14 protein-coding genes and 1 tRNA gene are annotated in these 13,709 nt (G+C 66.2%); 7 read left to right on the top strand and 8 right to left on the bottom strand.

What is annotated here, in order from left to right:
- Nucleotides 1-2 precede the first annotated feature (2 nt).
- The 3 genes from B3098_RS27985 (at nucleotide 3) to B3098_RS27975 (ending at nucleotide 4,033) form a co-directional block, all read left to right on the top strand.
- Nucleotides 3-3,101, top strand: coding sequence for an efflux RND transporter permease subunit (locus B3098_RS27985; protein ID WP_286900445.1), 3,099 nt, complete (start codon nucleotides 3-5; stop codon nucleotides 3,099-3,101).
- A 44-nt stretch (nucleotides 3,102-3,145) separates the two neighbouring features.
- A complete protein-coding gene (gene dnaQ / locus B3098_RS27980) occupies nucleotides 3,146-3,871 on the top strand; it encodes a DNA polymerase III subunit epsilon (RefSeq protein ID WP_286900443.1) in 726 nt (241 codons plus the stop codon).
- Between the two features lie 87 nt (nucleotides 3,872-3,958).
- Nucleotides 3,959-4,033: transfer RNA gene (locus B3098_RS27975), tRNA-Val, on the top strand.
- Between the two features lie 9 nt (nucleotides 4,034-4,042).
- On the opposite strand, the gene B3098_RS27970 is transcribed toward B3098_RS27975, so the two are convergent.
- Complete coding sequence (locus B3098_RS27970; RefSeq protein ID WP_286900441.1) at nucleotides 4,043-4,357, bottom strand: hypothetical protein; 315 nt, start codon at nucleotides 4,355-4,357, stop codon at nucleotides 4,043-4,045.
- On the opposite strand from B3098_RS27970, the gene B3098_RS27965 reads away from it, so the two are divergent.
- The gene (locus B3098_RS27965; protein ID WP_175125403.1) at nucleotides 4,346-4,513 is read left to right on the top strand and encodes a hypothetical protein; all 168 of its coding nucleotides are present in this window, start codon (nucleotides 4,346-4,348) and stop codon (nucleotides 4,511-4,513) included. The genes B3098_RS27970 and B3098_RS27965 overlap by 12 nt on opposite strands.
- Before the next feature lie 36 nt (nucleotides 4,514-4,549).
- On the opposite strand, the gene B3098_RS27960 is transcribed toward B3098_RS27965, so the two are convergent.
- From B3098_RS27960 to B3098_RS27940, 5 genes are all read right to left on the bottom strand, one after another.
- Nucleotides 4,550-5,017 carry a YaiI/YqxD family protein gene (locus B3098_RS27960; RefSeq protein ID WP_175186378.1) on the bottom strand — a complete coding sequence of 156 codons (468 nt, stop codon included), beginning with the start codon at nucleotides 5,015-5,017 and terminating at the stop codon, nucleotides 4,550-4,552.
- 5 nt (nucleotides 5,018-5,022) lie between these two features.
- The gene (locus tag B3098_RS27955) at nucleotides 5,023-5,289 is read right to left on the bottom strand and encodes a ribbon-helix-helix protein, CopG family (RefSeq protein WP_175139078.1); all 267 of its coding nucleotides are present in this window, start codon (nucleotides 5,287-5,289) and stop codon (nucleotides 5,023-5,025) included.
- 42 nt (nucleotides 5,290-5,331) lie between these two features.
- Nucleotides 5,332-6,828 (bottom strand): TAXI family TRAP transporter solute-binding subunit, encoded by a 1,497-nt coding sequence (locus tag B3098_RS27950; protein ID WP_286900435.1) that lies wholly within the window; start codon nucleotides 6,826-6,828, stop codon nucleotides 5,332-5,334.
- Between the two features lie 2 nt (nucleotides 6,829-6,830).
- Nucleotides 6,831-8,039: a sodium/glutamate symporter gene (gltS, locus tag B3098_RS27945; protein WP_175186380.1), complete on the bottom strand. Its 1,209-nt coding sequence runs from the start codon at nucleotides 8,037-8,039 to the stop codon at nucleotides 6,831-6,833.
- 156 nt (nucleotides 8,040-8,195) lie between these two features.
- On the bottom strand, nucleotides 8,196-8,723 hold the full coding sequence (locus B3098_RS27940; protein WP_286900870.1) for a GNAT family N-acetyltransferase: 528 nt from the start codon (nucleotides 8,721-8,723) through the stop codon (nucleotides 8,196-8,198).
- 150 nt (nucleotides 8,724-8,873) lie between these two features.
- Between B3098_RS27940 and B3098_RS27935 the strand changes: the two genes are divergently transcribed.
- Together B3098_RS27935 and B3098_RS27930 are read left to right on the top strand one after the other, a co-directional pair.
- Nucleotides 8,874-9,920, top strand: a complete 1,047-nt coding sequence (locus tag B3098_RS27935) for a glycosyltransferase family 2 protein (RefSeq protein WP_279974986.1) — start codon at nucleotides 8,874-8,876, stop codon at nucleotides 9,918-9,920.
- Between the two features lie 2 nt (nucleotides 9,921-9,922).
- Complete coding sequence (locus B3098_RS27930) at nucleotides 9,923-11,506, top strand: ArnT family glycosyltransferase (RefSeq protein ID WP_286900869.1); 1,584 nt, start codon at nucleotides 9,923-9,925, stop codon at nucleotides 11,504-11,506.
- Here the strand turns inward: B3098_RS27930 and B3098_RS27925 are convergent.
- Nucleotides 11,466-11,861 carry a GtrA family protein gene (locus tag B3098_RS27925; protein WP_286900434.1) on the bottom strand — a complete coding sequence of 132 codons (396 nt, stop codon included), beginning with the start codon at nucleotides 11,859-11,861 and terminating at the stop codon, nucleotides 11,466-11,468. The two genes, B3098_RS27930 and B3098_RS27925, sit on opposite strands and share 41 nt — an antisense overlap.
- Nucleotides 11,862-11,897: 36 nt before the next feature.
- Here B3098_RS27925 and B3098_RS27920 point away from each other — a divergent pair, with 36 nt between their 5' ends.
- Nucleotides 11,898-12,764, top strand: coding sequence for a ChbG/HpnK family deacetylase (locus B3098_RS27920; protein WP_279974988.1), 867 nt, complete (start codon nucleotides 11,898-11,900; stop codon nucleotides 12,762-12,764).
- Here the strand turns inward: B3098_RS27920 and B3098_RS27915 are convergent.
- Nucleotides 12,751-13,614 (bottom strand): LysR family transcriptional regulator, encoded by an 864-nt coding sequence (locus B3098_RS27915; protein ID WP_105237320.1) that lies wholly within the window; start codon nucleotides 13,612-13,614, stop codon nucleotides 12,751-12,753. The two genes, B3098_RS27920 and B3098_RS27915, sit on opposite strands and share 14 nt — an antisense overlap.
- Between the last annotated feature and the right edge of the window lie 95 nt (nucleotides 13,615-13,709).

The following is a 13,709-nucleotide window of genomic DNA, read 5'->3' as shown; positions in this document are numbered from 1 at the left end:
CCATGCGTATCTCGGAAACCTGTATCAAGCGCCCGGTGTTCGCGTCGGTCCTGTCGCTGATCATCGTGCTGATCGGCCTGATCTCGTATTCGCGCCTGACGGTGCGCGAATACCCCAAGATCGACGAACCGATCGTATCGGTCGACACCACGTACAAGGGCGCTTCGCCCGAGGTGATCGAATCGCAGGTGACCAAGCCGCTGGAAGACCAGCTGGCCGGCATCGAAGGCGTGAACGTGATGACCTCACGCAGCCGCTCCGAGCGCAGCCAGATCAACATCAAGTTCAACCTGACGCGCGACCCGGACGCCGCGGCGGCCGAAGTCCGCGACAAGGTCTCGCGCGCGCGGCGCTTTCTGCCGGATGAGATCGACGAGCCCATCATCGGCAAGGTCGAGGCGGATTCCCAGCCCATCATCTACATCGCGGTGGAATCCGGATCGTTCTCGGCCATCCAGACGTCCGACTACATCAACCGCTATATCAAGACCCGTCTGTCGGTGCTGCCGGGGGCGGCCGAGGTGCGCGTCTTTGGCGAGCGGCTGCCGTCCATGCGCATCTACGTCGACCGCGACAAGCTGGCCGCGTACGGCCTGACGGTGCAGGACGTGGAAGCCGCGCTGCGCAGCCAGAACGTGGAAATTCCGGCGGGGCGCATCGAATCGCGCGCGCGGGAATTCTCGGTGGTGTCCGCGACCGACCTGCAGACGCCGGCCCAATTTGAAGACGTGATCGTCGCCAACGTGAAGGGCTATCCGGTGCGGATGCGCGACGTGGCCAAGGTCGAGATCGCGGCAGCCAATGACCGCATCCTGTCCCGCTTCAACGGCAAGCCCGCCATCAACATCGGCGTCACGCGGCAGTCCACCGCCAACCCGCTGGAACTGTCCAAGGCGGCGCGCCAGGAAGTCGCCCGGCTGAACGAGACCCTGCCGGCCGGCATGAAGCTGAATATCGCGTACGACTCGTCCGTGTTCATCGAGCGGTCGATCGATTCCGTGTTCCACACCATCATCGAGGCCATCGTGCTGGTGGTGCTGGTGATCTTCTTCTTCCTGCGCAACCTGCGCGCCAGCATCATTCCCATCGTCACCATCCCGGTGTCGCTGGTGGGCGCGTGTGCGCTGATGTACCTGTTCGGCTTTTCCATCAACACGCTGACCCTGCTGGCCATGGTGCTGGCGATCGGCCTGGTGGTGGACGACGCGATCGTGGTCCTGGAGAACATCTACCGCCACATCGAGGACGGGATGCCACGCAAGGAAGCGGCGCTGCGCGGCTCCAAGGAAATCGGCTTTGCGGTGGTCGCCATGACCATGACGCTGGTCACCGTATATGCGCCGCTGGCGTTCGCCACGGGACGCACCGGCCGGCTGTTCATTGAATTTGCGCTGGCGCTGGCCGGCGCGGTGCTGGTGTCGGGCTTCGTGGCGCTGACGCTCACGCCCATGATGTGTTCCGTGCTGTTGCGGCACGAGACCAGCCATAGCCGCTGGTACAACCTGATCGAAGGCTGGCTGAACGGCATGAGCAACGGCTATCGCCGCATGCTGGGCGCGTCGCTGCGGCATCGTTGGATCGTCGTGGTGATCGGCCTGGCCGTGGCCGCGGGCAGCGGCGTGCTGTTCAAGGTGGTCAAGAGCGAGCTGGCGCCGGTCGAGGACCGCGGCGTGGTGTTCGGCATCGTGAACGCGCCCGAGGGCGCGACCCTGAACTACACGCTGGACAGCATGCTGGGCATCGAGAAGTTCTATGCCGACATTCCGGAAGCCAGCGGCAGCCAGGTCACGGTGGGTTTTCCGACGGTCACGGACGGCACCGCGATCCTGCGCTTGAAGCCCTGGGAAGAGCGCGAGCGCAAGCAGCAGGCCATCACGCAGCAATTGCAGCCGCAGTTTGCCTCGCTGCCGGGCGTGCGCGCCTTTCCCACGAATCCGCCGTCGCTGGGCCAGTCCGCCCGGTCCAAGCCGGTGGAGTTCATCATCATGAGCCAGGCCTCGTATGAAGAGCTGTCGCGGCTGACCCAGATTTTCCTGACCGAGCTGCGCAAGTATCCGGGCCTGCTGAACCTGGACACAGACCTGCGCCTGAACACGCCGGAGCTGCGCGTGCGCGTGGACCGCGACAAGATGGCCGACGTGGGCGCCAACGTGGACGTCGTGGGCCGCACGCTGGAATCCATGCTGGGCGGGCGCCAGGTCACCCGCTACAAGGACGAAGGCGAACAGTACGACGTGATCGTGCAGGTCACGCCGCGCGACCGCGCCAATCCCACCGATATCTCGGGCATCTATGTGCGCGCGCGCGACGGCAGCATGGTCCAGCTGGACAACCTGCTGGGCGTGCACGAAGGCGTGTCGCCGCAGTCGCTCAACCACTTCAACCGCCTGCGCGCCGTGAAGATCGACGCGGCTGTCGCGCCCGGCTATGCGCTGGGCGAAGTGCTGGAACACATGCACCAGGTGGCGCGCGAGGTCCTGCCCAACACGATCATCACGGACCTGGACGGCCAGTCGCGCGAGTTCCGCGATTCGTCGGGCAGCATCTATCTGGTGTTCGCGATGGCGCTGGCGTTCATTTATCTGGTGCTGGCCGCGCAGTTCGAAAGCTGGCGCAATCCGTTCATCATCATGCTGTCGGTGCCGCTGTCCATGACGGGCGCATTGCTGGCGCTGTGGCTGACGGGCGGCACGCTGTCCATCTACAGCCAGATCGGGCTTATTACATTGGTCGGCCTGATCACCAAGCACGGCATCCTGATCGTGGAATTCACGAACCAGTTGCGCGACGAGGGCAGGGAGCTGTTCGAGGCCGTGGTTGAAGCCAGCGTGCTGCGCCTGCGGCCCATTCTGATGACCACGGGCGCCATGGTGCTGGGTACTGTCCCTCTGGCGCTGTCCACCGGCGCGGGCGCGGAATCGCGGCAGCAGATCGGCTGGGTTCTGGTCGGCGGGCTGTTGCTGGGTACACTACTGACCTTGTTCGTCGTGCCGGTGGCCTACACGCTGATTGCCACCGCACGCAAGAAGGCAGGCAAGTCCGGCAGCGAAGCGCATCAATCGCACACGCCGCCAGCCTCGCAGCCTCAAGCATCGGAATAAACCCTTCGGAATAGACGCGTCGGAATAGACGCGTCGGAATCGTTATGCGCCAGATCATCTTTGACACTGAAACCACCGGACTGGACCCTGCACAGGGTCATCGCATCGTCGAAATCGGCTGCGTGGAGCTCGTCAACCGGATGGCCACGGGCAACAATCTGCACATCTATCTGAACCCGGACCGCGACAGCGATCCCGAGGCGCTGGCCGTTCACGGGCTGACCACCGAGTTCCTGTCGGACAAGCCGCGCTTTTCCGAGGTCGCGGACGAATTCGTCAAGTTCATCCAGGGCGCGGAGCTGATCGCGCACAACGCCGCGTTCGACGTGAAGTTCTTCAACGCCGAGCTCGCGAAGACCGGGCGCGGTCCCATCACCGAGTTCTGCGAGACCGTCACCGACTCGCTCCTGCATGCCCGGTCGCTGTTCCCCGGCAAGCGCAATTCGCTGGACGCGCTGTGCGACCGCTTCGGCATCTCGAACGCGCACCGTACGCTGCACGGCGCATTGCTCGACTCGCAGCTTCTGGCGGAAGTCTGGCTGGCGATGACGCGCGGCCAGGACGCGCTGTTGATCGACGTGGACGACAATGCGGGCACCGGCAGCGATGGCCTGGTGCTGGCCAAGTTCGACGCATCGGGGCTGCCGGTGCTGTACGCCAACGCCGAAGAGCTGGCCGAGCACGAGGCTTACGTGGCTGCGCTGGATAAGAGCGTGGGCGGCGAGAGCATCTGGCGCAAGCTCGATGCGCCTGTTGCAGCGGCAGCGTAAAAGGGCTGCACAGCACGGCCGCAAAGAAGTTTTCCCGAGGCGACTTGCACGCGTTTAAAGATTCGTGCTATTATTTCGCCTCTTTCGGGGTGGTTAGCTCAGTGGTAGAGCACTGCCTTCACACGGCAGGGGTCACTGGTTCGAACCCAGTACTACCCACCAAAGACCTTCTCAGGCTTCACAGCCTTTGAAGAGCCCCAAAAGACAAAGCCCGGTTCGTAAGCAGCAATGCAGCAGTAATTCAGCGATATCGGTTTTGTTATTCGGGCAATAAATACTTTGGGCAGTAAATACGTCGGGCAGTAATGCCCAAGCAAAAAGCCAACCTTCATCGGTTGGCTTTTTTGTTTTTGATTCATTAATCTTCTTCTGATCTGTCGCAATCGGCCAGCTTTCGGTTGCGCCAAGCCTGTTCCACGCCTGTCTATCATCGATAAAACGGCGAATGACTGCCGAGCAAAACAGGAGAAGGCCATGGGTCCGCATACCAATACCATGCTCATCATCATCTGCACCGGCGTGGCGCTCATGTTGATCGGCTTCGGGTTTCGTGACCGCAATCTCGGCATGACCCTGATGGGCCTGGGCCTTGTCACCGCGATCGGCGCGATCATCTACAAGGCATACATCACCTTTTACTGACCACTGATAATTGACCGCCGGGGCTGCCGGCGGTTTTCAGTTTTTCTGCGCCTGCTGGCGGGCCACCCGCGCGAGCAGCGTGTCGAGTTGGTTCGCGAACGCCTTGCGGTCGGACTGGCTGAATGACGACGGGCCGCCCGTGTCCACGCCGCTGGCGCGCAGTTCTTCCATCATGTCCCGCATCGCCAGCCGCTCGCGAATGGTTTCCGGCGAGTAGCGTTCGCCGCGGGGGTTGAGCGCCATCGCGCCCTTTTCCAGCACCTGCGCAGCCAGCGGAATGTCGCCGGTGATGACCAGGTCGCCCTTTTCTGCCCGCTCCACGATATGCGCGTCGGCCACGTCAAAGCCGCGCGGCACCTGCACGGCCCGGATCAGCGGCGACGGCGGTGTGTACAGCGCCTGATTGGCCACCAGCGTCAGGGGCACCTGCCAGCGCTGCGCGGCGCGGAACAGGATGTCCTTGATGACGGCGGGGCAGGCGTCCGCGTCGACCCAGATGTGCATTGCGCTTACTTGCCCAGCGCTTTCTCAAGCGCCTCGGCCACGAGGTCGTTGGTCGACACGCCGCGTTCGGCGGCGGCGGCGCGCAGCTTGTCGGCCTGCGCCTGCGACAGCTTCAGCGGGAAGGGCACCAGACCGGCGGCCTGATCCAGCTTGCGTTGCTCGCGGCGGTCGGGCACTTGGGACGAGGCGCCAAAACGGTCGGGCGTCGCCGATTGCTTGAGTTGGCCGGCCAGCTTGAGGGCCTGGTTCTTTTGAAGATCGAATTTGTTCATCGGAATTCCTGATAGGGAGCGCCATCATAGACGCAACGCGCCTCAGCGCGGTTTGGCGTGCTCCAGTTGGGCGATACCTTCCTCGGCGCCGTCGTGCAGCGGCACGCTCAGGCCGAGCCGGGCGGTGGCCGCCGATACCTGCGAGCCCTGCGTCGAACCGGCCGCCAGCAGGTCCTGGCCGGCCTGGTAGACCGCGCGCACGACCACAAGCGCTTCGTCGCGCGTGAGGTCGGTGGTGGTCAGCATCAGCGCCGCCACGCCCACGGTGGGGATGCGGTCCTGCTGATTGGGATACGTGCCCGCCGCGATGTCCAGCGGCATCAGCACGCTGTCGCCGGCCGTGAGGGTTTTGATCGCCTCGGCATCGAGCGGCAGCAGCTTGAGCTGCGCGGGAATCAGCGCATCGCGCAGCGGCGTGGCCGGCACGCCGATCACCTGGGCGGCGGCGTCGACCGCCCCGGATTGCAGCAGCGGCAGGGCGGCAACAAACGGTGTGTCGGACACTTGGTAATCGCGCCCGGCCTGCAGGCCATGCGCGGCCAGCACAGTTTGCAGGGTAGCGCGCACGGCTGACCCTTCGGGACCCAATGCGATCGTCTTGCCCTTCAGATCTCGCACGCCACGCAGAGCGGGATCGTCGCGCACGACGATGTGGACCATCTCCGGATACAGGCTGCCCAGCGCACGCAGGCCGGGAAACGGCCCCTGACCCGCGAAGGGACCCGTGCCCTCGTAGGCCATCTGCGCGGTATCGGCCTGCGCCAGGCCGACGACGGCGTCGCCGCTGCGCAGCAATGCGATGTTGTCGGCCCCGCCGCCGGTGATTAGCGGCGACACCCGGATCTGACGCGCGCGCGCCACGTCGCTCAGGGCGCGGGAAAAGGCCAGGTACTCGCCGCGGTCCGGACCGCCGGCCAGCGGGTAACCCTGCTGGAGCCGGGACAGCCGGCCATTGATGCGCGCCACCGAGCGTTCCAGCTCCTGCTGGACGACGTGCTGGGCCGTGCTGGACGCGCTGTAGGCTACCGAGTGGGTGATCTGGTCGAGCGTGTCCAGCAGCTGGCGCGTGACGGGCGGCGGCGCCCCGGTGTCCAGCGACGGCGCCTCGGCCGCCTTGAAGCCTGCGGGCGTCACCAGCTTCCACGCGCCGTCCGCTTCGCGGTAGATGGCGCTGGCGTGGGCAATGATGCGATCGCCGGCCTTGTTGCCGCCGGACTTCACGCCGCTGATGCTGCGCGGACCGGCGCCCAGCAACGTCACCAGCGACGCCGCGCCGGGCTGATCCCATGCGCCCAGCGAAATGTCGCGGGTCAGTTCCAGGTCGATGTCGTAGTACACGACGCGCCGGGTTTCGCCCGCCGGGGCGGTGCTGTCCGTGGCCGACCCCATGCGCTTGAGGTCAGCGATGCGGAACAGGTCCTGCCCATAGGTCGCATCCAGGCTGCGCGTGACGTCCACGCGCAGGGCGTCCGCGTCGGGCGCGCGGCCGCACGCGGCCAGCACCGCGCACAGCAGGACCATCAAGAGTCTTTTGAACATGGCTACATCCCTCCCACGAACGGCAAGGAAATCAGCGAACTCAGGACGATCACGTTCAGGATGTCCACCAGGAAGGCCCCGGTGACGGGGACCACGATGAAGGCTTCCGGCGCCGGACCGTGGCGGCGCGTGAGCGCCTGCATGTTGGCGATGGCGGTGGCGGTGGCGCCCAGCGCGAAGCCGCAGAATGCCGCGGACATGATGGCGGCCTCGTAGTCGCGCTTGAGCAGCCGGAACACCACCCAGGCGGCATACAGCGCGCAGACCAGCGTCTGCACCGCCAGCATCAGCGCCAGCGGACCGGCCAGGCGCGCGACGCTGGACAGGTCCAGCGTCATCATCGTCATGCCCAGAAACAGCGATAGCGAGATCGTGCCGATGATGTCGGTGGCGCGATCGTCGAGCCGGATGCCCACCAGCGGCCCTGCATTGCGGATTAGTACCCCGGTCGCAAGGCACCACAGGAAGTTGGGCAGGCTGACCGGGGCATCTTCCACCAGCGCTGCCAGCATGCCGCCGACGACCAGGCAGACGAACGCGGCGGTCATGGACAGGATGAACGTACCCGGGGTGGGCGGCTGATGCGTTTCATTCAGGTCGGCGGCCTGGTGGCCTTCGGCCGCGGTGTGGTCCAGGCTGCCCGACACTTTGTGGCGGCGCATGATCCATTCCGCCACGGGGCCGCCCACCACGCCGCCCAGCACCAGTCCCAGCGTCGCCGCCGTCATGGCCAGCGGCATGACGTCCTGGATGTTGTTGAAGTCGGCAAAGCGCGTCGCGTAGGCCGCGCCGGTGCCGTGACCGCCCACCAGCGTGATCGTGCCGCCCAGCAGGCCCATGAGCGGGTGCATGTCCAGCAGCCATGCCATGCCCAGCCCCACGGCGTTCTGCAGGACCAGAAACGGAATCAACGCGAGGAGAAAGGCGATGAGACGGGGCCCGCCGCGCGCCAGCAGCTTGAGGTTGGCGGTAAGCCCGATGCAGCCGAAGAACAGCAGCAGCAGCGTGGGCTTGATGCTGGTCTCCAGCGAGACGGCGACGCCGCCCCAGGTGGACAACAGATAGGCCAATACGGCGAACAGCAGGCCGCCTACGATGGGGTCCGGAATGCTGTAGCGCGCCAGGACGCCGATGCGCGTGGTCATGACCCGTCCGATGACGAGCACGAGGCAGCAGGCGAGGAGGGATTGGACGGGCGAAAGGGAGATCATATGAACCTTCGCGCCCCGCCGGGGCGCAGCAAGACTAGCTGTTCAAACCCGATGTTCAAGCCCGCTGTTCAGGCCATCTTCCGCCGCATCGTTCGCGGACTGCGAAGCTATCTTACGTCCAGGCCAGTGCACCTGTACACGGGTTGGGGGACGCCGTCAGGCGCGCAACGGGCGTGCGGCCGGGAAGGGAAAGGCGCGCGACATGTAACTGGCGCCCTCGCCGTAGCCCGCCAGTTTTTCGGCCAGACCCGGCGTCTGCGGCGCGAGCGGCGCGTAGCCATGACGCAACCAATAGCCGGCCGCCGATGCCAGGGACACCAGGCTGGCGCGCGTCAGGCCGTTGTCCATGGCGCTTGCGGCGGCGGCGCCCACCAGCGCCTGACCCACGCCCGTGCCTTGCGCCGCCGGCACGACCGCGCAGTCATGCAGAAACCAGTGATCGGCCCGCGCCGGCAGCGCGGGTAGCGGCACGTCCAGGGCGGGGGGCAGGCCCGCGTCCCACGGGTAGGAAATCAGGTAGCCCAGCAACACGCCCGAAGACATTGGCGTGCCTGGCTGGGCAACCCAGCAATATTGCGGCGCAAGCGCGAGACGGTTCAGGAAGAAGCCGGCGCCTTCCAGCAGGAACTGAGGATAGGCAAGGGCCTGGGCCTGCAGGATGGCGTCCACATCGCTGACCCGCATGGGACGGACTTGGTATTGCATGACAACCGGAAGACTGGAGATGCCCGCCATTTTAGCGGCCACGTGCGGGCCGGCATTTCATGAAAATTCGACGAGCCCCTGCGCATACTGCACCGCATCGTGTCCCGCATTCCATCATTGCAGAACCCCATGCACATCCAGTTACGGTCCGACCCGCCAGCGCCGCAGGTGCTGGCAAAATCCCTGCCGCTTAGGTCCGTGTGGCCGCCGCAGGCCGCCGACGTGCCGTATGACATCCGCGTCACCTGCGTGATTCCGTGTCTGAACGAGTGCGAGAACCTGCGCGTGCTGCTGCCGCTGCTGCGCAACCGGCTCTCCGCGCTGTGCACCAGTTGGGAGATCATCGTGGCCGATGATGGCAGCACCGACGGCACGGACGCGCTGATGGCCGAATGGACCGAGCACGAAGGCTTTCGCCACGTGCAGTTGTCCCGCAATTTCGGCAAGGAGGCGGCGCTGAGCGCAGGTCTGGAAGCCGCCAGCGGCAACGTGGTCATCTGCCTGGACGCCGACCTGCAGCATCCGCCCGCGTTGATCGAGCTGATGTTGGCGCGATGGGCCGCGGGGGCCGAGATGGTGTACGCCGTGCGGCGCGACCGCGCCGACGAATCCTGGCTCAAGCGCTCGGGCGCGCGCTGGTTCTATCAGTTGCTCAGCAACGCACGCGGCGTGCAGGTGCCAGCGCACGCCGGCGACTTCCGGCTGATGGACCGCAGCGTGGTCGATGCGCTGATTGCGCTGCCCGAGCGCACCCGCTTCATGAAGGGCCTGTATGCCTGGGTCGGCTTCAAGGGCGAGGCCGTGCCCTACACGCCGGACGAGCGCATGCACGGGACCAGCACCTACAGCGGGCTGCGCCTTTTTCGCCTGGCGCTTGACGGCCTGACGGCATTCACGACGTGGCCGCTGCGCATGGTCAGCCTGGTGGGCGTGGCGTTTGCCGTGCTGGCGCTGGCCTATGCGGCCTTTCTCGTGGGCGATTACCTGATGTCCGGCAACGCTGTCTCCGGGTGGACGACCATCGTCACCGCGGTGCTGTTCTTTGCGGGCGTCAATCTGATCTCGCTGGGCGTGGTGGGCGAATACGTGGCCCGCATCTTCGACGAGGTGAAGGGCCGTCCGCTGTTCGTCGTGCGGCGCAGCCGCGGCCGGCCCGCTGGCAAGGCGCAGGGCTGATGATGGCGGACTACAGCACCCCGGCGCGCTCCGAATGGACCCCGCCGGCAGGACGGTTCTTGCTGGCCGTCGGCATCTGGCTGGCCTGGCTGGCGTGGATGCGGCCGCTGACCTTGCCCGATGAAGGGCGCTATGCCGGCGTGGCCTGGGACATGCTGCGCAGCGGCTCACACGCCGTGCCGCTGCTGGACGGCATGCCGTACTTCCACAAGCCGCCGCTGTACTACTGGCTGACCGAGCTGTCGTTCTCGGTGTTCGGCGTGCATCCGTGGGCGGCGCGCGTGCCGTCTTGGCTGGCCGCCTGGGGCGCCGCCGCCGGGTTGTACGTTTTCGTGCGGCGTCATCGCGATGCATTTGCCGCCACGCTGACCGTGCTGGCGCTTTGCACCATGCCGTTCTTCTATGGGGGCGCGCAGTTTGCCAACCTGGACATGCTGGTTGCGGGCCTCATCACGCTGTGCGTCCTGGCCGCCGCTGAAACCGCGCTGCGCGTCGAACGCGGGGAAGGGGCGCGCGGGATGTCCGTGGCTGCCGCGGCGTTGGCCGCGCTGGCGGTATTGGCCAAAGGGCTGATCGGGTTGGTGTTGCCGGGGGCAATCCTGCTGCTCTGGCTGGTCTGGGAGCGGCGCTGGCGCGGGCTGGCGGCGCTGGTGTGGCCGCCGGCGCTGCTGGTGTTCATGGCAGTGGCGGCGCCGTGGTTCGTGCTGATGCAGGTGCGGTATCCCGGCTTCTACGACTATTTCTTCGTCTATCAGCATTTCCAGCGCTTCGCCGCCAGCGGCTTCAACAACGCCCAGCCGTTCTGGTTCTACCTGCCGGTGCTGGCTGGCCTGAGCCTGCCGTGGTCACTGTGGGGCGGCGGCATCCTGCGGCGCGCCTTCTGGATCGCAAGTCCGGCGCGCGGCCTGCGGCGCCTGGGCGCGGTGTGGTTCGCCGTGGTGGTGGTGTTCTTTTCGTTGCCGCATTCCAAGCTGATCGGCTATGTGTTGCCGGCGCTGGCGCCGCTGGCGTTTCTGCTGGCGGAGGTCATCCTGGCGGCGTGGCGCAGCGAGAACGGGGTGACGACGCCGCGCCTCGTGCGCATCAGCGCGGCGGTCGCCGCCGGCATCTGCGTCACTGCTGTGGGCGTTGCGGCATTCAATGCCCGAGGCAGCGCCGCGCCGCTGGCCAAGGTGGTGCGGCAGGAGGCGCGGCCGGACGACACGTTTGTCTCGTTGCATGCCTATCCCTTCGACCTGGCGTTGTACGCACGCGCGCCACGGCCGACGTGGGTCGTGGACGACTGGCGCAATCCCGAAGTGCCGGTGCGCGACAACTGGCGCAAAGAGCTTTATGACGCCGCGAAGTTCGATCCCGTCACCGGAAAGCAGGTGCTGATCAGTGCCGCGCAGTTCGACGCAACGCTGTGTGCGGCGCCGGATGGTGCACGGTTCTGGGTGTGGGGCGGTCATGGCGATGGCGCCATCTACCTGCCGCTGCAAGGGCTGGCTCCCGTCGTTGTGAGCGCCCGGCATGCGATGTGGCGAGTGGACGCGGGAGCGGCGCTCAGGAAGCAGGTTTGTGCCGGAACGCCCACAGCCGGCTAGCGATGAACGTCGCGAACGCCAGGCCGATCAGAATCAGCGCCAGCAGCGTGTCGTACGGCACGTCGGTGGCGTGCAACAGCCAGGCGTAGGCCGTTTCATTGATCAAGAAGCCGATCGCTGAAATGAAAAGGAAACGACGGGCCGCTACGGTCCAGGGGATGGGCGAATGTCGGAACGTGAGCCGGTAATGGCCGCTGAAGGACACCACGAAGGCGACCATCCAGCCGATCAGGTTGGCCGCCAGCGGGGGGGCGCCGAACGCTTCGACGCAGCCCACGGCAACGGCCCAATGCGTTGCCGCGGCGGCGCAACCGACGGCGATGAAAAGGCTGATTTGCCGGATGAGGGCGCGCATGTGGGATGTGGCGGACAGAAAGACGGAGAGGCGGCGATGAGCAAACGCGTCGTGGTGTGCGGTGATGATTTTGGCATGAATGCGGATGTCGACGAGGGCATGATTGCGCTGGCCGGCATGGGGCGCGTCAGTGCGGTCAGTTGCCTGACGCTGGGACCCACCTTCGCGGCCAACGCGCCGCGGCTCGCCGCGTTGGATGTGGACATCGGCCTGCACCTGAATCTGTCGGAAACGTTGCGCGCGGGCGCCGAACCGATGCCCGCGTTGGGCGCGCTGATCCTCAAGGCCTACGCCGGCCTGCTCGACGCGGCGTGGGTCGAGGCGCAGCTTGTCCGGCAGTTCGATGCGTTCGAGGCGGCGTTCGGCCGGGCGCCGGACTATGTGGATGGACACCAGCATGTGCATCAGCTGCCCGGCATCCGCCAGCGCTTGCTGGCATTAATGGCGCGACGTTATGGCACGCAGGCGGGCGCGCAGGCGCCCTGGCTGCGCCAGACCGCGCCCGGCATGCAGTGCGGGATGCCGCTGAAGGAGTCGGTGAAGGCGCGCGTGATCGGCGCGTTGGGGGCGTCGGCGCTGGCGCGCGAGGCCCGTTCAAGCGGCTTGCGGACCAACAGGCGGCTGCTGGGCGTCTATGCGTTCGACGGCGGCAAGCGCCGCTACGCGCACTTCTTGCAGACCTGGCTGTTCAACGCGCGCGAAGGCGATCTCGTCATGTGTCATCCGGCACTGGGCAGCGAGCGGGGCAGCGCCATGGCTCGCCAGCGGCGCGCCGAATTCGACGTGCTGGCCGATCCGAAGCTGGGTGAATGGCTGCGCGCCAATGGCGTCAGCATCACGCGCCTGGCATTGACGCACGCGGAGCCCGTGTTGCCCGTGGCGGCGCGCGCTATCCCTGCGTAAGGCTTTCCAGCAGCCAGGCGCCCGCAGGTCCCAGCGCGCGGCGCGTGGACCAGACCGCGTCGACATGTATGTGGCGCGGCCAACCCGGCACCTTCAATTCCACGAGCTGGTCGCGGCCGAAGCGCTGGATCATCCAGCGCGGCAGTTCGGTCCAGCCAAAGCCCAGGCTGGCCATTTCCAGCAGCATCAGATAGCCCGGCGCCGACCACGTCGAATGGGCCGGCGTGGCCTCCTTGTCGTCCAGTTCGTAGGTGCTCAGTCGCAGCTCGCGTTCGGTCTTCAGGTGATCGGACGTGACCGACGGCAAACTGGCCAGCGGATGCGAGCGCCCCACGCACAGGACGATTTCGGAGCGTTCCGCCAGGCACGCGTGCGCGACGTCCGGCGGATAGCTTTCCTGCGCCGCCATCAGCCCGACGTGCGCGCGGCCCTGCTGCACCAGCGCCACCACGTCCTCGTATTCCGCGATCAGGCATTCGAAGCGCAGCGCCGGATAACGCGCGTCGATCTGGCTCAGCATGGCCTCGAACGTGCGCGACTGGAACGTGTCGGACAGCACGACGGTGAGCCGGGGTTCCAGGCCTTCGGATAACTGGCTGGCGCTGCGGTTCAGGCGATCGTTGGCGGCCAGCACCTGCAAGGCCTGCCCCAGCAGCACCTTGCCGGCGGCGGTCAGGGAAGGCTGGCGCTGACTGCGGTCGAACAGCGCGACGTTCAGGTCCACCTCGAGATTGGCGATGGTCTCGCTGATGGTGGACTGGCTCTTGCCCAGCTTGCGGGCCGCAGCCGAGAACGAGCCTTCAGAGGCGACCTGGGCGAAGGCGGCGAGGGATTCGAGGGAGTGGCGCATAGTGGCCCGGCGGTAGGTGTATCGGTTTTTCCGATGGATATTATCTTTTTCGTACCGGAAATGTCGCGGACAATGCGGTCACTCTTCAGCAATCG

The sequence above is a fragment of the Achromobacter sp. UBA2119 genome (assembly GCF_002331005.1).
Taxonomy (GTDB): Bacteria; Pseudomonadota; Gammaproteobacteria; order Burkholderiales; family Burkholderiaceae_B; genus Achromobacter; species Achromobacter animicus.
Note: the sequence above shows the minus strand (reverse complement) of the source record. Positions and strands in the feature narration are given on the sequence as shown.

Excerpts from the sequence above, each read along its gene's own strand:
- B3098_RS27985 (WP_286900445.1), top strand. The coding sequence starts at position 3 with ATGCGTATCTCGGAAACCTGTATCAAGCGCCCGGTGTTCGCGTCGGTC.
- dnaQ (WP_286900443.1), top strand. The coding sequence starts at position 3,146 with ATGCGCCAGATCATCTTTGACACTGAAACCACCGGACTGGACCCTGCA.
- B3098_RS27965 (WP_175125403.1), top strand. The coding sequence starts at position 4,346 with ATGGGTCCGCATACCAATACCATGCTCATCATCATCTGCACCGGCGTG.
- B3098_RS27970 (WP_286900441.1), bottom strand. The coding sequence starts at position 4,357 with ATGCGGACCCATGGCCTTCTCCTGTTTTGCTCGGCAGTCATTCGCCGT.
- B3098_RS27960 (WP_175186378.1), bottom strand. The coding sequence starts at position 5,017 with ATGCACATCTGGGTCGACGCGGACGCCTGCCCCGCCGTCATCAAGGAC.
- B3098_RS27955 (WP_175139078.1), bottom strand. The coding sequence starts at position 5,289 with ATGAACAAATTCGATCTTCAAAAGAACCAGGCCCTCAAGCTGGCCGGC.
- B3098_RS27950 (WP_286900435.1), bottom strand. The coding sequence starts at position 6,828 with ATGTTCAAAAGACTCTTGATGGTCCTGCTGTGCGCGGTGCTGGCCGCG.
- gltS (WP_175186380.1), bottom strand. The coding sequence starts at position 8,039 with ATGATCTCCCTTTCGCCCGTCCAATCCCTCCTCGCCTGCTGCCTCGTG.
- B3098_RS27940 (WP_286900870.1), bottom strand. The coding sequence starts at position 8,723 with ATGCGGGTCAGCGATGTGGACGCCATCCTGCAGGCCCAGGCCCTTGCC.
- B3098_RS27935 (WP_279974986.1), top strand. The coding sequence starts at position 8,874 with ATGCACATCCAGTTACGGTCCGACCCGCCAGCGCCGCAGGTGCTGGCA.
- B3098_RS27930 (WP_286900869.1), top strand. The coding sequence starts at position 9,923 with ATGGCGGACTACAGCACCCCGGCGCGCTCCGAATGGACCCCGCCGGCA.
- B3098_RS27925 (WP_286900434.1), bottom strand. The coding sequence starts at position 11,861 with ATGCGCGCCCTCATCCGGCAAATCAGCCTTTTCATCGCCGTCGGTTGC.
- B3098_RS27920 (WP_279974988.1), top strand. The coding sequence starts at position 11,898 with ATGAGCAAACGCGTCGTGGTGTGCGGTGATGATTTTGGCATGAATGCG.
- B3098_RS27915 (WP_105237320.1), bottom strand. The coding sequence starts at position 13,614 with ATGCGCCACTCCCTCGAATCCCTCGCCGCCTTCGCCCAGGTCGCCTCT.